Source organism: Flavobacterium tegetincola DSM 22377, assembly GCF_000425485.1.
GTDB lineage: Bacteria > Bacteroidota > Bacteroidia > Flavobacteriales > Flavobacteriaceae > Flavobacterium > Flavobacterium tegetincola.
This window is the reverse complement of record NZ_KE384383.1, coordinates 181,444-196,576: the sequence shown is the minus strand read 5'-3', so window position 1 is coordinate 196,576 and position 15,133 is coordinate 181,444. Positions and strand designations below refer to the sequence as shown.

Annotated in this window: 18 protein-coding genes; 8 read left to right on the top strand and 10 right to left on the bottom strand. The window is 35.3% G+C overall.

The annotated features are described in order from the left end of the window. Nucleotides 1-78: 78 nt before the first annotated feature. From H602_RS0110560 to H602_RS0110525, 8 genes are all read right to left on the bottom strand, one after another. Nucleotides 79-297 (bottom strand): putative signal transducing protein, encoded by a 219-nt coding sequence (locus H602_RS0110560; protein ID WP_026977963.1) that lies wholly within the window; start codon nucleotides 295-297, stop codon nucleotides 79-81. Nucleotides 298-320: 23 nt separating this feature from the next. Continuing rightward, entirely contained in the window at nucleotides 321-1,004 is a 684-nt protein-coding gene (locus H602_RS0110555) for a DEAD/DEAH box helicase (RefSeq protein ID WP_026977962.1), read from the bottom strand. A gap of 38 nt (nucleotides 1,005-1,042) precedes the next feature. Then, nucleotides 1,043-2,206 carry a sigma-54-dependent transcriptional regulator gene (locus H602_RS0110550; protein ID WP_026977961.1) on the bottom strand — a complete coding sequence of 388 codons (1,164 nt, stop codon included), beginning with the start codon at nucleotides 2,204-2,206 and terminating at the stop codon, nucleotides 1,043-1,045. Continuing rightward, nucleotides 2,206-3,081, bottom strand: a complete 876-nt coding sequence (locus tag H602_RS18715) for a mechanosensitive ion channel family protein (protein ID WP_051224425.1) — start codon at nucleotides 3,079-3,081, stop codon at nucleotides 2,206-2,208. Before H602_RS18715 ends, H602_RS0110550 begins: the two co-directional genes overlap by 1 nt. A 13-nt stretch (nucleotides 3,082-3,094) precedes the next feature. Further along, nucleotides 3,095-4,390 (bottom strand): ABC transporter permease, encoded by a 1,296-nt coding sequence (locus H602_RS0110540; protein WP_026977960.1) that lies wholly within the window; start codon nucleotides 4,388-4,390, stop codon nucleotides 3,095-3,097. 37 nt (nucleotides 4,391-4,427) lie between these two features. Then, the gene (locus H602_RS0110535; protein WP_026977959.1) at nucleotides 4,428-5,348 is read right to left on the bottom strand and encodes an ABC transporter ATP-binding protein; all 921 of its coding nucleotides are present in this window, start codon (nucleotides 5,346-5,348) and stop codon (nucleotides 4,428-4,430) included. 159 nt (nucleotides 5,349-5,507) lie between these two features. Continuing rightward, nucleotides 5,508-6,641: a molecular chaperone DnaJ gene (dnaJ, locus tag H602_RS0110530; protein WP_026977958.1), complete on the bottom strand. Its 1,134-nt coding sequence runs from the start codon at nucleotides 6,639-6,641 to the stop codon at nucleotides 5,508-5,510. 132 nt (nucleotides 6,642-6,773) lie between these two features. Next, the gene (locus tag H602_RS0110525) at nucleotides 6,774-7,352 is read right to left on the bottom strand and encodes a nucleotide exchange factor GrpE (protein ID WP_026977957.1); all 579 of its coding nucleotides are present in this window, start codon (nucleotides 7,350-7,352) and stop codon (nucleotides 6,774-6,776) included. A gap of 158 nt (nucleotides 7,353-7,510) precedes the next feature. Here H602_RS0110525 and H602_RS0110520 point away from each other — a divergent pair, with 158 nt between their 5' ends. After that, the gene (locus H602_RS0110520) at nucleotides 7,511-8,176 is read left to right on the top strand and encodes a YceI family protein (RefSeq protein ID WP_026977956.1); all 666 of its coding nucleotides are present in this window, start codon (nucleotides 7,511-7,513) and stop codon (nucleotides 8,174-8,176) included. 59 nt (nucleotides 8,177-8,235) lie between these two features. Here H602_RS0110520 and H602_RS0110515 read toward each other — a convergent pair whose 3' ends face one another. Continuing rightward, nucleotides 8,236-9,141: a TIGR01777 family oxidoreductase gene (locus H602_RS0110515; RefSeq protein WP_026977955.1), complete on the bottom strand. Its 906-nt coding sequence runs from the start codon at nucleotides 9,139-9,141 to the stop codon at nucleotides 8,236-8,238. Nucleotides 9,142-9,224: 83 nt separating this feature from the next. Continuing rightward, the gene (locus H602_RS0110510; RefSeq protein WP_026977954.1) at nucleotides 9,225-9,680 is read right to left on the bottom strand and encodes a DUF4442 domain-containing protein; all 456 of its coding nucleotides are present in this window, start codon (nucleotides 9,678-9,680) and stop codon (nucleotides 9,225-9,227) included. Between the two features lie 141 nt (nucleotides 9,681-9,821). Between H602_RS0110510 and H602_RS0110505 the strand changes: the two genes are divergently transcribed. From H602_RS0110505 to H602_RS0110475, 7 genes are all read left to right on the top strand, one after another. Further along, the gene (locus tag H602_RS0110505) at nucleotides 9,822-10,274 is read left to right on the top strand and encodes a DUF4870 domain-containing protein (RefSeq protein ID WP_026977953.1); all 453 of its coding nucleotides are present in this window, start codon (nucleotides 9,822-9,824) and stop codon (nucleotides 10,272-10,274) included. 55 nt (nucleotides 10,275-10,329) lie between these two features. After that, nucleotides 10,330-10,539 (top strand): hypothetical protein, encoded by a 210-nt coding sequence (locus H602_RS0110500; RefSeq protein WP_026977952.1) that lies wholly within the window; start codon nucleotides 10,330-10,332, stop codon nucleotides 10,537-10,539. A 12-nt stretch (nucleotides 10,540-10,551) separates the two neighbouring features. After that, on the top strand, nucleotides 10,552-10,881 hold the full coding sequence (locus tag H602_RS0110495; protein ID WP_026977951.1) for a PadR family transcriptional regulator: 330 nt from the start codon (nucleotides 10,552-10,554) through the stop codon (nucleotides 10,879-10,881). 6 nt (nucleotides 10,882-10,887) lie between these two features. Further along, nucleotides 10,888-12,621 carry a PspC domain-containing protein gene (locus H602_RS0110490; RefSeq protein WP_026977950.1) on the top strand — a complete coding sequence of 578 codons (1,734 nt, stop codon included), beginning with the start codon at nucleotides 10,888-10,890 and terminating at the stop codon, nucleotides 12,619-12,621. A 2-nt stretch (nucleotides 12,622-12,623) separates the two neighbouring features. Beyond that, nucleotides 12,624-13,361, top strand: coding sequence for a GIN domain-containing protein (locus H602_RS0110485; protein WP_051224385.1), 738 nt, complete (start codon nucleotides 12,624-12,626; stop codon nucleotides 13,359-13,361). A 177-nt stretch (nucleotides 13,362-13,538) separates the two neighbouring features. Further along, the gene (locus tag H602_RS18710) at nucleotides 13,539-14,189 is read left to right on the top strand and encodes a head GIN domain-containing protein (protein WP_051224384.1); all 651 of its coding nucleotides are present in this window, start codon (nucleotides 13,539-13,541) and stop codon (nucleotides 14,187-14,189) included. 63 nt (nucleotides 14,190-14,252) lie between these two features. Beyond that, nucleotides 14,253-15,089: a GIN domain-containing protein gene (locus tag H602_RS0110475; RefSeq protein WP_026977948.1), complete on the top strand. Its 837-nt coding sequence runs from the start codon at nucleotides 14,253-14,255 to the stop codon at nucleotides 15,087-15,089. The last annotated feature ends 44 nt before the right edge of the window (nucleotides 15,090-15,133 follow it).

Genomic DNA, 15,133 nt, shown 5'->3' with positions numbered 1-15,133 from the left:
GGTGTTTGTGAAAAATTTTGGCATAAAAAAACACCCTATTTTACAAGGATGTTTTTGACTTATTTTATTGTAAATAGATTAAATACTCAATCTAAATTCTTCGATGATAGCGTTAGCTTTTCCAAAATCTACTTCTTCGATAAAGATTTCAACTGCAGCATCACTAGTTCCAAATCCACCCAATCGAGCAGATTGAATATTGTCTTTCATAATCGTACGAACACCTGCAGCTTCAATTTTTTGATTTAAAGCTTGCGCCAAAATTTGACTTCCCGAAAATACTTTTATCATTCCCATATCTCTACTTTTTTAAATTAATCTTATTCTTCTTCGCCGTCATTTTCATCCTCATCCTCGTCACCGTCTTCTTCTTCAAATTCTTCTTCTTCGCCATCATCTGTAAAGTCAAACCAAGTAGGTTCAATCATGACGCGGTCTGCAAAAATTTCAAGACGTTCTGAATCGCTTTCTGAAAAGAAAATACGCTGCGTTTTAATGTTTTCACCAATTCTTGAAATTTTAGTATCATAGCGTTGACGCAACAATTCATCTGCATCTTCAACGATGAACATTTTAAGTTGATTGACATCAAAACCGGCTGTTGAAAACAAATCATTCAATCGGTTTGGCGTTCCAATAAGCACGTCAATTCCTAGTGAAATGTGGTTTTTATCAAATTCAGTATCGCCTTTATCATGCACTCCATATACCCTTAAATCCGTATAATTTCCGAATTTCTCGAACATTTGCTTCATTTCAATCAGCTTGTCTTTGTTTGAAACGATGATCAAAGCTCTTGGCGACTCTTGAAATTCTTTCTCTAATCGCTGAATTACATTAAGAACAATTGTAGTTGTTTTTCCTGATTTTGCAGGGGCAATTACAATGCAATCTGCGCCACTTTTAATCAGTGAAAACGTTTCTTGCTGGATGTCATTTGCTTCAGTTAATTCATTTTCAATTAACGCTTTTTGCAAATTTGAATTTATTTTCTTTAATTTCATGCTGTGTTTTTTATAATCTTGACCGCTTTTTGACTTTGTTATTTGCTTGCAAAAAGCCTCACATCTTCTTCCGAAATGGTCGCTCCACCTAAAATAATGAGTCGTTCCACTACATTACGCAATTCTCTAATATTCCCCGTCCAATCGTATTCCTGCAGCAAATTCAATGCTTCAGCAGAAAATTCTTTGGCAACAGATCCCTGTTCGTCGGCAATTTTTTTAGAAAAATGTTGGATTAGCAAAGGTATATCATTTCGACGGTCATTCAATGCGGGAACTTTGATTAAAATTACAGCCAATCTATGGTATAAATCCTCTCGGAATCGACCTTCGGCAATCTCTTTTTTCAAATCCTTATTGGTTGCCGCCACAACCCGAACGTCGACTTTAATATCTTTATCCGCACCAACGCGCGTGATCATACTTTCTTGCAAAGCACGCAACACTTTGGCTTGAGCCGAAAGACTCATATCGCCAATTTCATCTAAGAAAATCGTTCCTTTGTCTGCCGCTTCAAACTTACCCGCTCTGTCTTTTACTGCAGAAGTAAACGCTCCTTTCACATGACCAAACAACTCACTTTCAATTAATTCTGACGGAATTGCCGCACAGTTTACTTCAATTAATGGAGCTGCTGCACGTTCACTTTTTTCATGCAATTGATGCGCAACCAGTTCTTTACCCGTTCCGTTTGGACCTGTAATTAAAACGCGTGCGTCAGTCAACGCGACCTTCTCAATCATGTCCTTGATGTGGTGAATTTCTTTAGAATCACCAATCATTTCATAATTTTTACTGACCTTCTTTTTCAGAATTTTATTCTCAACCACCAATTGTTTTTTGTCCAAAGCATTCCGGACTGTATTTAGTAAACGGTTCAAATCAGGTGGTTTAGAAATATAATCAAACGCGCCCAAACGCATGGTATTTATAGCCGTTTCCATATCGCCATGACCTGAAATCATTACAATGGGAATTTCTGGCTTTATTTTCTTGGTCGCTTCTAACACTTCAACACCATCCATTTTTGGCATTTTGATGTCGCACAAAATCAAGTCGTAATCCGTATTTTTTATTTTTTCCATGCCGATGAGTCCGTCTTCGGCTTCTTCCACCTGGTACGCATCATTTTCTTCAGAAAGAATTTTGGTTAAAACCCTTCTAATTGCCGGTTCATCTTCTATTATTAAAATTTTTGACATTATTCTTCTGTATTATTTTGCTTTTCTTTGATTGAAAAGGCTAGATTTTTATCTTGATAAATGTGTAAATCCCGCTGTGGGAAAGGTATTGATATGTTGTGTTCTCTAAACTTTCTGTCAATTACAAAACGTAAATCACTCTTTATTCTTTGCACTGCAAAAGCATCATTAACATAAAAATTTACGGTGAAATCAAGTGAAGACTCGCCGAAATTATCAAACAAAACAGCGCCTCGTGGTTCTTTCAAAATAGCCTCTACTTCTGCTGAAGATTCTAAAAGCAACTTTTTTGTTAAAGCAGTATCCGAGCCGTACGCCACACCAACGCTAACACTATCACGCACTAAATTATTATTTTGGGTCCAATTAAAAAGTAAATCATCCATAAACATGTGATTTGGAATGATCATCACGCGATCGTTTCTGGTGTAAGCTCTTGTAGACCGCAAGCTAATTCGTTGTACTCTTCCCACTTTGCCGTCAATTTCTATGATATCGCCAACCTTTAAAGATTGATCTAAAATGATAAGAACTCCTGCAATTAAATCTTGAAAAAGTTGCTGTAACGCAAAACCCAAACCTATAAATATTGCTGCGGAAGCGGTTAGTAAAACCGAAATATCAACTCCAGAAATTCGCAAGGCAAACATGGTTACAAATATGTAAACCAAGTATTTGATGAACTGAAAAATACTGATAAACTTGTTTGTGTCGTCTATGGGTAAATTTCTGGTTATTAACTTTCTAATTAATCGCAATGTAAAACTTGACAAAATAAAAGCAAACACGACCGCTATTAACGCACCAATTGTGACGTTAATGTCGTCTGTTTTTATAAGGCTTAAACCTAAAACTTCTCTTAATTTATCAAACATCTCCATACTCATTTTAGTATTTCAACCATTTGTACAATTCTTTCCAAGTAGGTTTTTTACCATACATTAAGATTCCCACGCGGTAAATCTTGGCTGCAAACCATACTACTAAAAAGAACGTTGCAAACAGTAAAGTTACAGAAATAAGAATCTGCCACCACGGCACACCAAAAGGAATTCGCATCAACATTACGATTGGCGAGGTAAATGGAATCATTGAAAACACCGTTGCAATAGTTCCATGTGGTTCACTTAAAACGCTGAAAAAACCAATATACACTCCTAAAATTAGAGGCATTATTATAGGTAATAAAAATTGTTGTGAATCAGTTTCATTGTCCACCGCTGCACCAATTGCCGCATAAACAGAACTGTATAAAAAGTAACCTCCCATAAAATAAATCAGGAAAGAAATCAATAAAGTTGCCACCGGAAGATTGGACATTTCACGGATATAAAGTTGGGCAGTTGCTGAAAAATCAGAACCAGAAGCTGCAGCCATTTCTGCTGTTGGACTGCTCATTTGCATGCCTAAAAATGAGGATGCAATTACAAATAGAATGCTTCCCACTATTGCCCAAATTAGAAATTGCAAAACACCCGCTAACGAAGTTCCGATAATTTTTCCCATCATCAATTGAAACGGCTTTACCGATGAAATGATGATTTCGATAATACGATTCGTCTTTTCTTCAATCACACTTCGCATCACCATGTTTCCGTAGATGATGATAAACATCATGATTAAATACCCAAAAGCACCACCAATTATAACTTTAATTTCGTTTAAACCTTTTACCGTCTCTTCACCAGAAACTTTTGTCAAATTGATGTCGACTTTTGCTTGAGCATTTGCTATTGCCAAAGTGTCTAATCCTGCTTTTTGCAAATTAGAAGTCGTCAACTTCTTCCCAATAACCTCTTGCAAACCTTCAATAAAAGAGGCGCTTGGACTTTCGTTGGAAATGTATTGAATGTCTTCTGATAACGATTTATTGTCGGCACTTTTTGGAATGAACAAAATTCCTTCATATTTTTCCGCCGCCACACTGTCTTTCAAAGCTTGCAAGGGTATATCTGAAAAATTAAGGTAATGGTATTGATCCGTTTGCTTAAATTCATCGGTAAAAAAAGCCGACTCATCGTGAATCAGAATTTTCTTTACTCCAGAACGCATCGTGCTCAAATAACCTACAAAGGCGGCAAGTGCCACAAAAAGTAACGGACTTAAAAAAGTCATTACAATGAAGGATTTATTCCGCACTTTTGAAATGAATTCTCTTTTTATAATTAAAGTTAATATGCTCATTTTCTTGTAAAAATTATATTTTTTGAAATTGTAAAATTTATTGACTTACGCTTTGAATAAAAATGTCGTTGACACTTGGAATTTTTTCTACAAAGTGCGTGACTTGACCTCGTTGTGTTAAAACATGCAACAGCTCATTTGAAGTTGCCGTTCCTAAATTTATCTCAAGTTTCAATTCGTTATTCAACGATTTAAAATGGGCTGGATTTACTTGAAATTTCTGTGTCAAATCGTACATTAAACCTTCTACGTTATCTGTGAGAATTCCAATTTCAAAAGTATTAGAACGGTATTCTCGTTTAACATCGTTTAATTTTCCTTCAATTAATTTATTGGACTTGTGAATTAAAGCGATGTGATCACATAATTCTTCTACACTTTCCATTCTATGCGTGGAAAAAATAATGGTTGCCCCTTTATCACGCAATTCTAAAATTTCATCTTTAATTAAATTGGCATTCACAGGGTCAAAACCAGAAAACGGTTCATCAAAAATAAGCAATTTGGGCTGGTGCAACACCGTAACTACAAACTGAATTTTCTGTGCCATTCCTTTAGAAAGTTCCTCAATTTTTTTATTCCACCAACCTTTGATATCCAATTTATCAAACCAATATTCCAATTGCTTTTTAGCTTCCGCTTTTGACAGACCTTTCATTTGTGCGAGGTACAAACACTGTTCGCCTACTTTCATAGATTTATACAAACCTCGTTCTTCAGGAAGGTATCCAATACTCTGGATGTGTTTGGGTTGCAACTTTTCGCCGTCTAACAAAATGGTTCCGTTGTCAGGTAATGTAATTTGGTTTATAATCCGAATTAACGATGTTTTCCCGGCGCCATTTGGACCTAATAATCCGTAAATACTTCCTTTGGGAACGGTTAAGGAAACTTCATTTAATGCGGTGTAATTACCGTATGTTTTAACAACTTTATGTACTTCAAGAATGTTGCTCATGTGCTTAATTGATTTACTGTAAATATAATAGTATTCGGACGAATAGCGTGCTTTTTCAAAAAAAAACCCACCCTTATTTGCACAAGGATGGGAAAAATTGCTATGAAAAAGAATTCACTAGTAAACTAGTAAAGTCCAAATATAAGTAATGTTTTTATATTACGAAAACATATCTTTCACTTTTTCAAAAAAAGATTTGTCTGTTTTTTCTGGATTTGGCGTGAAATTTTCGTCTGTCATATTTTTCTCAAAAAACTGTTTTTGCTCTTTGTTCAACGTTTTAGGCGTCCAAACATTTACATGAACCAGCAAATCGCCCGTTCCATATCCATTTATACTTGGAATTCCTTTTCCTTTTAATCGTAAAATTTTACCGGACTGAATTCCTTCCTCCAATTTAATACGTACTTTTCCATTTACAGCTGTAATGTCTCGAGAAACACCTAAAACCGCTTCAGAAAAACTAATGTATAAATCTAAATGCAAATTTTCACCTTCACGTTTCAAGGATTCGTGCTCAATTTCTTCAATTACCACAATTAAATCACCGGGAACGCTATTGCTTCCAGGCGCTTCATTTCCTTTATTGGATACTTTCAATTGCATTCCTTCGGCCACACCAGCAGGAATTTTAATTGAAACTGTTTCGTCTTCTACAATTAAACCTTGTGCATCTGCATTTCCTGGTTTACTGTCCAAAATCTGACCAGAACCACCACAAGTTGTACATGTAGTAGCCGATTGCATACGACCTAAAATAGTATTAGTTACACGCATCACTTGGCCTTGACCTTGACACGTAGAACACGTTTTATAGGATACGCCAGCGGCTTGCACTTTACGTTTTACCTTGACTTTCTTGTCCACGCCATTTGCAATTTCCTCTAAAGTCAACTTGACCTTGATGCGCAAATTACTTCCTTTAACACGACGTTGACCTCCGCCACCACCGAAACCAGAGAATCCTCCGCCTCCGCCTCCAAAAGCACTTCCGAAAATATCGCCAAACTGACTGAAAATATCGTCCATATTCATGCCACCTTGTCCGCCACCGTAACCTCCGCCACCGCCTTGGAACGCTTGGTGCCCAAATTGGTCGTATTTGGCTTTTTTCTGTGGATCACCCAAGATTTCATACGCCTCCGCTGCTGCCTTAAAGTTTTCTTCCGCTTCTTGGTTTCCTGGGTTTTTATCAGGATGAAACTCAATTGCTTTCTTACGATACGCTTTTTTGATTTCACCTGCATCGGCACTTTTGGTAATGCCTAATATTTCATAAAAATCTTTCTTCATATATTTTGATTTGGCTTTAAGCAACTACATTTGTTTTACTTAAAATCTTACATTCTATCTCTTTTGAGCCGGAAATGTTTAAAAAAGTAAGATTGAAAAACATCAACGTTCGCCTCTTACTTCAATTAAAATTTACATTCCAGTAACTACTTTTGGAAAACGAATGATTTTGTCTCCCAATTTGTATCCTTTTTCAATTACATCTACAATTTTACCTTTCAACTTCTCTGTTGGAGCAGGAATTTGAGTAATAGCTTCTGCAAAATCAGCATTAAATACGTCGCCATTTTTAATTTCCACTTCTTCCAAACCTTTAGAAACTAAAATGCTTCTCAACTTTTCATGAATCAATTCCACACCTTTGGTCAAAGATTTGTCTTTTGCTTTGCGAATTTCAACGATTCCTCTATCGAAATCATCTAAAACAGGTAACATAGATTGTAAAACATCTTGGTTAGCGGTTTTGTATAACTCCATTCGCTCTTTTGAAGTTCTTCTCTTGTAATTTTCAAATTCAGCAAAAAGACGTAAAAATTTGTCTTTTTCAGCTGCTAAATCTTGCGTCAATTGTTCCTCAACACTAATTTCTGCTACAGGCGTTTGCGTTTCGTCTGTTGTGTTTTCCAATGGTGCATCAGTTAAATCAAACTCTTTTTCTGTATTTTCAGTAGTCATTTTTACTTTATTTTTGAATATATTTTTTAAATCCATTTTTTCATTTTCTATTGTCAAAATCATTGCCAAGATTTTTTCTGTGTCAAATTGTCACTTATCACGACAGGACTTTTTTAGAAAATAAAATTTTAATATTAATTTAAGAATATCCCATACTTCATTTTTTATGTTTGCTAAAATTAAAACATCCGAAAATGAAAAAATCAATTTTTAGCTTATTCGTTTTAGCATCAATGTCAACATTTGTATCTTGTAAAGATGACGCAAGTACGACAACAGGAGAGGCCGTTGAAACCACTGCGCCATCAGCAGAGGTCCAGAAATATAAGTTAGACTTAGAAAATTCAGTTGTAGAGTGGACGGGTTCAAAGCCAACAGGAAAGCATACAGGAACCATTGCATTTATGGATGGCGAAGCATTAGTAAATGGTGAAAAATTAGAAGGTGGAACATTTACTTTTGACATGAATTCCATTACAGTTACGGATTTAAAGGCTGGCGACGGTAAAGAGGATTTAGAAATGCACTTGAAAGGGACTGGCGAAAAAGCTAAGGAAGATCACTTTTTTAACGTTACAAAATATCCAAAAGGAAGTTTTGAAGTAACAAGTGTTACTGAAGAAAACGGAAAGTCAATGATTACAGGAAACTTGGTTTTGAAAGAAATTTCTAAAAGTATTACCGTTCCTGCAATGATTTCAAACGACGGAGCTGTAATGACCGTTACGAGTGAACCTTTCAAAATTAACAGAACAGAATGGAATGTAAATTATGCTTCCAAATCTGTTTTTGATGACTTGAAAGATAAATATGTAGACGACACTATTGAACTGACAGTAAAATTGAAAATTTTAAAATAGTTATTAATTCATCTTACTATTTACAAAAAACTCCGAAAAATAATTTTCGGAGTTTTTTTTTAATCTAATAAGTTCATCAACGCTTTATCTACTTGATTGTATTTAAATTTAAAGCCTTTACTTTCTATCTTCTTATTACTTACATTTTGGCTGGCGAATAATATTGTGTGCATTTCGCCTAAAACCAAGGACATTAGAAATTTTGGAATATTGGGCATGAATAACGGTTTCTTTAAAACTGCCGCTATTTCCTGCGTTAGCTTTTTATTGGTTACCGGATTAGATGCTACTGCATTGTAAGCACCTTCTAACTCGTGCTCTACGGCAAACAAATACAGTTCTACTAAATCATGAATGTGGATCCATGATTGGATTTGCTTTCCCGATCCAAACGGAGAGCCAATTCCCATCTTTATCGGTTTTTCCATTTCTGGCAAAGCACCTCCATTATTGGTTAACACCAAACCAGTGCGGATTTTGGCCACTTTTATGTTTAGCGATTTAAATTTATTAACCGACTCTTCCCATTTCATCACTACTTTTCCGAGAAAACTTTCGTCAACTTCATTATTTTCTTCCGTATAAATTTTTGTCAAACTGTCTGGATAAATACCAATAGCGGAAGCAGAAATAAGCTGTTTTACCGAATGTGGGTGTTCTTTTAAAGCTTTATACAAAACATTTGAAGACAAAATTCGACTCTCAATAATTTCTTGTTTGTATTTTGGAGTCCATCTTTTAGAAATGGTAGCTCCAGCCAAATGAATAATTGAGTCCACACCCATCAATGCATTTTCATCAATAATGCCTTGATTGGGGTTCCAATAAAATCCATGATAATTGGGTTTACTCTCAATCTTTTTTTTGGAAGTCGTTAAGTAATGCACGGTAACTCCATTTTGTAGTAAAAGAGCTACCAGTTCAGTACCTATTAAACCTGTTGCACCTGTTATTAAAATTTTCATTCCTTTTTGCTGTTTCTTTCAAAACTACAATCAATCTCTCAAATACGAAAGTTAATTGTACAATGTTTAACGGTCGTATAATGTTACTTTTTCACTTTCACAGTCCACTCAAAATGCATCTCTGAAACCTGAATATTTTCTTGATTGTACCCAATTGATTTTAGCCAGAAAGTTTGTCCATCGCCTGTTTCCAATGCCTTTTTCATACCTTCTCTTACAAGATTTGCGTCTTCACAAATGAAAGTTATAGTTCCTGTAGCTTTTTTAGAAAAACTACTCTTATTATTAGCAACAAGCATGGAAACGTTCTTTCCACTTTGTTGTATTTCATTCATTACCAGGACACCAGTGGTCAATTCAGCAGCCATCGCTTGGACGGCAAAATACATAGAATTGAATGGATTTTGGTTGATCCAGCGGTGCTTGACCGTAGCCTTACAACGTTCAGTAGTAATTTCTTTTACACGAACTCCACAGATAAATGCAGAGGGAAGTTTGAAGAACAGAAAACGATTCAGTTTTGTAGCAGTAAGTCCCATTTTCATTGATTTTTTGTAAAAATAGACTATTCTTATCAAATTACACAATGTTAATTTTTTGTTAACATTCAGTACTATGCGAAACAAGATACTGTCTTTTGACCATATATTTGCATAAGAAAATACTATATACTTTTTATTATGGAAAAAATTACACACACCAACACTGCAGCCGCAATACATTTAAGCAGTTTATTTCAGTATTGCATTCCTTTTGGAAACTTCATCTTTCCAATTGTGATTTGGGCAACTTCGAAAGACAAATCGGAATTTGTAGATGAACAAGGAAAGGAAGTTATCAACTTTCAGATCAGTTTATTTATTTACACCATCGTGTTAGCACTGATTGCCATTCCTATTTTACTCTTTACCGTATTTAGTGCCGTGGGTTTTCATGGAAACCACAATTCGGCTGTATTCATGGAAAGCCTCAATTTTGCAGAATTTTCAGGAGCAATAATATTTGCAGGAATTGCAATTCTTATCGCTATTGTTTTAAAAACAGCGGAATTCTTTTTAACTATTTACGGAGCCGTAAAAGCTTCACAAGGAGTACATTTCAAATATCCATTTACCATTAAATTTTTGAAATAAAATTAGAGTGCATCACGCTTAACAATAACAATCATCAATCAAAATCCGAACAATTATGTTACAAGTAATCATCACAGCAACCCTACTCATCACAGGAATTTTTGCAACGACAGCACAAGTACGCCAGACAGTTTATCCAAAATCAAAAGTCTGTTTAGAAGCCAAATGGGAAGCTAATACCACTAATTTCCATAGTAAACAAAATACCTATTTGTTTCAAAAGGACGCCAAAATGAAAATTGAAAATGAAAGAGCAACGATTTAACAAAAGACAATCATGAATATAGAAAACACAAAAGCCCAAATGCGGAAAGGTGTTTTGGAGTTTTGCATCTTATCGGTTTTAAAAGAGAAAGATGCCTATACTTCTGAAATATTAGAAACACTTAAAAACGCCAAATTGCTAGTTGTGGAAGGAACCATTTATCCTTTACTTACACGACTTAAAAACGACGGATTGCTCAACTACCGTTGGGAAGAATCTACTTCTGGACCTCCTAGAAAATACTACGGATTGACTGAAATAGGACACACTTTTTTAACCGAATTAAATGGCACTTGGACGGAACTTTCAGATGCTGTAACCATAATCACAACTCAAAAATAATAAGTCATGAACAAAACTGTAAATATAAATTTAGGCGGAATGTTCTTCTACATTGACGAAGATGCATACCAAAAATTGTCGCGCTACTTTGAAGCTATAAAACGCTCATTGACCAATTCAAACGGTCAGGACGAAATTATCAAAGATATTGAAATGCGGATTGCCGAATTATTTGCTGAAAAGCATTCAAACGGAAAGCAAGTGATTAGTTTGAGAGAGTTGGACGAAGTAATTGCCGTTATGGGTCAACCAGAGGATTACCGCATTGATAACGATGATGCTGAAGAACCAAAAGCAAATTACACTTACCAAAACAGAGCGGTTAAAAAATTATACCGCGATAAAGACGGCGGAATGATTGGCGGTGTTTTAGCAGGTTTGGGTCATTATTTTGGCATTGATAAAGTGTGGATTCGTATTTTGTTCTTGGTACTCTTTTTCTTCTACGGTACTGGATTATTGGCTTACATTATTTTATGGATTGTGATGCCAGAAGCAGTTACAACTTCTGAGAAACTAGAAATGACAGGCGAACCTGTTAACATTTCCAATATCGAAAAAAAAGTCAGAGAAGAGTTTGACAATGTTTCGGAGAAAATCAGAAACGTAAACTACGATGAAATGGGAAATCAAGTAAAAACGGGTGCCGATAGAATTGCTTCCAATGCTGGAAAAGTGTTCATGAGTATCTTTAATGTTTTTGCAAAAATTCTTGGTGTTATCCTCATACTTTCGGCATTGCCCATTTTAGTTATGTTGCTTATTGGAATCTTTACTTTAGGAACTTCTGCTTTTGTTGAATTTCCATGGAGCGACTTCATTCAAGCCGGTAATTTTTCGGACTTCCCGGTTTGGACTTTTGGATTACTTATCTTTTTTGCCGTAGGAATACCTTTTTTCTACTTGATGATTTTAGGTTTTAAATTATTGATTACCAATATGAAATCTTTGGGAAATGTGGTCAATTATACGTTATTTGCTTTATGGCTCATTTCTATCGGATTGTTGATCTCTATTGGTGTCAATCAAATGATGGAATATTCTACGCAAGGTCGCGTAGTCAGTAAGAAAGTATTGACAATGAATCCAAAAGACACGTTACAAATTAAATTCGTCCACAATGATTTTTATGCCAATACCGTAGACGACCAAACCGATTTCAGAGTGGTTCAAAATGCAGCAGACCAACGCGTATTGTACTCTAATAATGTGGAATTGGTAATTGTAAAAACAGATGAAGCACAACCGTATTTGCAAGTCGAGAAAAAAGCAAAAGGACGTGATTTGGGAGTTGCAAAATCAAAATCAGAAAAAATTGAATACGGTTTCAAATTTGAAAACAACCAGTTGATTCTAGACAACTATTTCGTGAGTGCTTTTCAACATAAATTTAGAGATCAAGAAGTGCAACTTATTTTATATTTGCCGGAAGGCGCGTTGTTTAAAGTAGATCGTTCTGTAGAAGAATATAATGATTCGGATGAAGATTTCTTTAATTTGCGTACCAACTCCACTGATTATGTGTACCAAGTTGGAAATTCGCAAGTAAATTGTTTGAATTGTACAATTTCTGGAAGTGAATTTGGAGATTTGAACAACGATAACGAGACAACCTCGGATACCATTAGGGAAGTTATTTTGAAAGTGAACGGAAAAGAAATCATCACTAGTGAAAAAGTAAATTCTAAAACAACCGAATTAAAAATTGACGGAAACGGAATAATCATCAAAACCAATTAATTATGAAAATCAAAAATATATTTTTGGGAAAAACAGTAATCGCTTTTCTCTTTGTGCTATCGCTTACCTCATGCAATTATTCCGTTGATTTTAGTGGAGAAGATGGAAATGGAAACGTGATCACTCAAAATCGTGTAATCACAGAAAAATTCGAAAAGATAGAAGTAAACACAGGTCTTGAAGTAATTGTAGAGCAAAAAGAAACCACATCAGTTACCGTAAAAATTGACGAAAACATTCAATCTTTAATTACAACAGAAGTAATAAATGGTGTTTTAATTATCCGTTCCAACGGACAATTTGACACAAAAAGCACTCCTTTGATACGCGTTAGTTTACCAATTATAAGCGGATTGAAATCTACAAGTGGTTCCACATTATCGAGCGGTACTGTATTAAAATCGACTTCCCTTAGTGTTGATTCGTCAAGCGGAAGTGAAGTAAACATTGAAGTGGAAGCCGATTACATCAGCATGGAATCGTCTAGTGGTAGCGAAATGAAAGTGCAGGGAAAAGCATTGAAAGCAGAAACCAGTTCATCCAGCGGAAGTGCTATTGATGCAGAAAATTTAATGGCCAATGAAGTGTATGCACAGGTATCGTCAGGAAGTTCAACAACTGTTTATCCTATTTTACTTTTAAAAGGAAAAGCGTCAAGCGGTGGTGATATAACGTACACCAATGTTCCAAAAAGGATTGAAAAAGAAGAAAGTTCTGGCGGAAGCGTTGGCCCAGAATAATAATTTAATAGCTCTGTAAAAGGAGCTATTTTTTTTATATTTGTCTGAAATACAATTTAAAATGAAAAAATAAGTCGATTAGTTCTATTATTTGTCTTTGCCATTGCGCTATTTTCTGCTACTTCTTGCTATGTTACTAAAGGGGTCGACGGTCTTCCAGGTAGTGACGGAAATAATATGGAAAGCGTACAAGGCAATGGAATTGTGTCTACACAAACTCGAACCGTTGAAGGAACATTTGAAAATATTGAAGTGAGTTCTGGTATTGATTTAGTTGTTTCACAAAGTGAAAACCATTCAATTGAAGTAAAGACAGACGAAAACATCCAATCCTTAATTGCTACAAAATTACAAAATGGCGTTTTAGTGGTTACTCGGTCAAGTGCATTTCGTACTTCAAAAAATCCGGAAGTTAGGGTTAGTTTACCGTTGATTAGCAGTTTGAAGTCCACAAGTGGCGCTACAATTAAAAGTGCAAATACCTTCAAGTCCGAATTGTTAACTTTAAGTTCTACGAGTGGAAGTACAATTAAAATTTCCGTCGATGCGAATACAGTAAGAATGGAATCCACTAGCGGAAGCGACTTACACGTTTCAGGTACAGCGAATAAAGCAGTGACTTCAGCCACAAGTGGAAGCACTATTGACGCGCGAAATTTAATCGTCGAAGTAGTAGATGCTCAGGCAACTTCTGGAAGTTCCACAACAATTCATCCAGTACAACATCTTAAAGCAAAAGCAACAAGCGGAGCCACCATTAAATATACAAATGTTCCTAAAAGCATTGACAAACAAGAAAATTCGGGCGGAAGCGTCAAAAGAGATTAAAGTACTAATAGCGCTGTAAAAGGCGTTATTTTTTTTTATATTTGTAATAAACATCCCTTTAATATGAAGCAGACTATTACGCTACTTGTGTTCCTATGTATCAGTTCATTATCATTTGCACAAAAATCAGAAAAATTAAAAGGTTCTAAGGTAGTTACCACCGAAGAACAAGTAACTGCAGTTTTTTCTTCATTGCTAGTTCAGGACGGCATTACCGTTTCCTTAATTAAAGCGGACAGTACCGGAATTGAATTAGAAGCAGACGACAATTTACACGAAGCTTTAAAAGTGGCCAACAATTCAGGACGCTTGACCATTTCGATGAACAATAGATTAAAAAGTTTCAAAAAATTTGAAGTGAAAATTTATTACACAGAAGCGCTGAAAAAAATCGAAGCCACAGACGAAGCTAAACTAATGGTCTTGGACGAAATGGTTCTGGAAGACGTGAATTTTGTAATTAATAAAAAGGCGAAATTATATCTGAATTTAAAATCCAAAACTGCTTCAATTGAGATGAATGATGATGCCGAAGTAGAATTGAATTCTAAAACGGAGAAAATACACTTTATTTTGACAAAAAACGCAACTTTAAAAGCGTTAGTTGCAACGACGGAATTAAAATTAGATCAATACCAGAAAAGCAAAACCACTTTAGAAGGAGACGTGATTGATTTGAAATTACGCATGGATAACAACGCCAGATTAATTGGAAAAAAACTTACCACCAAAAACGCAGAGATTCTTGCTGAAGGTTATAGCGAAACCAGTCTATTTGTAGAAACCAATTGCGTAATTAATGCTTTTGCCAATTCCGAAATTGAATTGTTTGGCGAACCAACCATTCAATTGAAAAAGTTTACAGGGAAAAGTATGATAAGGAAGAATACCGTAAAATAAGACTTTCAGCAAATTAACACAAACTTCATATTAGAAGATCTTTG

Coding starts and splice junctions, on each gene's coding strand:
- H602_RS0110560 (WP_026977963.1), bottom strand. CDS start 297: ATGGGAATGATAAAAGTATTTTCGGGAAGTCAAATTTTGGCGCAAGCT.
- H602_RS0110555 (WP_026977962.1), bottom strand. CDS start 1,004: ATGAAATTAAAGAAAATAAATTCAAATTTGCAAAAAGCGTTAATTGAA.
- H602_RS0110550 (WP_026977961.1), bottom strand. CDS start 2,206: ATGTCAAAAATTTTAATAATAGAAGATGAACCGGCAATTAGAAGGGTT.
- H602_RS18715 (WP_051224425.1), bottom strand. CDS start 3,081: ATGTTTGATAAATTAAGAGAAGTTTTAGGTTTAAGCCTTATAAAAACA.
- H602_RS0110540 (WP_026977960.1), bottom strand. CDS start 4,390: ATGAGCATATTAACTTTAATTATAAAAAGAGAATTCATTTCAAAAGTG.
- H602_RS0110535 (WP_026977959.1), bottom strand. CDS start 5,348: ATGAGCAACATTCTTGAAGTACATAAAGTTGTTAAAACATACGGTAAT.
- dnaJ (WP_026977958.1), bottom strand. CDS start 6,641: ATGAAGAAAGATTTTTATGAAATATTAGGCATTACCAAAAGTGCCGAT.
- H602_RS0110525 (WP_026977957.1), bottom strand. CDS start 7,352: ATGGATTTAAAAAATATATTCAAAAATAAAGTAAAAATGACTACTGAA.
- H602_RS0110520 (WP_026977956.1), top strand. CDS start 7,511: ATGAAAAAATCAATTTTTAGCTTATTCGTTTTAGCATCAATGTCAACA.
- H602_RS0110515 (WP_026977955.1), bottom strand. CDS start 9,141: ATGAAAATTTTAATAACAGGTGCAACAGGTTTAATAGGTACTGAACTG.
- H602_RS0110510 (WP_026977954.1), bottom strand. CDS start 9,680: ATGGGACTTACTGCTACAAAACTGAATCGTTTTCTGTTCTTCAAACTT.
- H602_RS0110505 (WP_026977953.1), top strand. CDS start 9,822: ATGGAAAAAATTACACACACCAACACTGCAGCCGCAATACATTTAAGC.
- H602_RS0110500 (WP_026977952.1), top strand. CDS start 10,330: ATGTTACAAGTAATCATCACAGCAACCCTACTCATCACAGGAATTTTT.
- H602_RS0110495 (WP_026977951.1), top strand. CDS start 10,552: ATGAATATAGAAAACACAAAAGCCCAAATGCGGAAAGGTGTTTTGGAG.
- H602_RS0110490 (WP_026977950.1), top strand. CDS start 10,888: ATGAACAAAACTGTAAATATAAATTTAGGCGGAATGTTCTTCTACATT.
- H602_RS0110485 (WP_051224385.1), top strand. CDS start 12,624: ATGAAAATCAAAAATATATTTTTGGGAAAAACAGTAATCGCTTTTCTC.
- H602_RS18710 (WP_051224384.1), top strand. CDS start 13,539: ATGGAAAGCGTACAAGGCAATGGAATTGTGTCTACACAAACTCGAACC.
- H602_RS0110475 (WP_026977948.1), top strand. CDS start 14,253: ATGAAGCAGACTATTACGCTACTTGTGTTCCTATGTATCAGTTCATTA.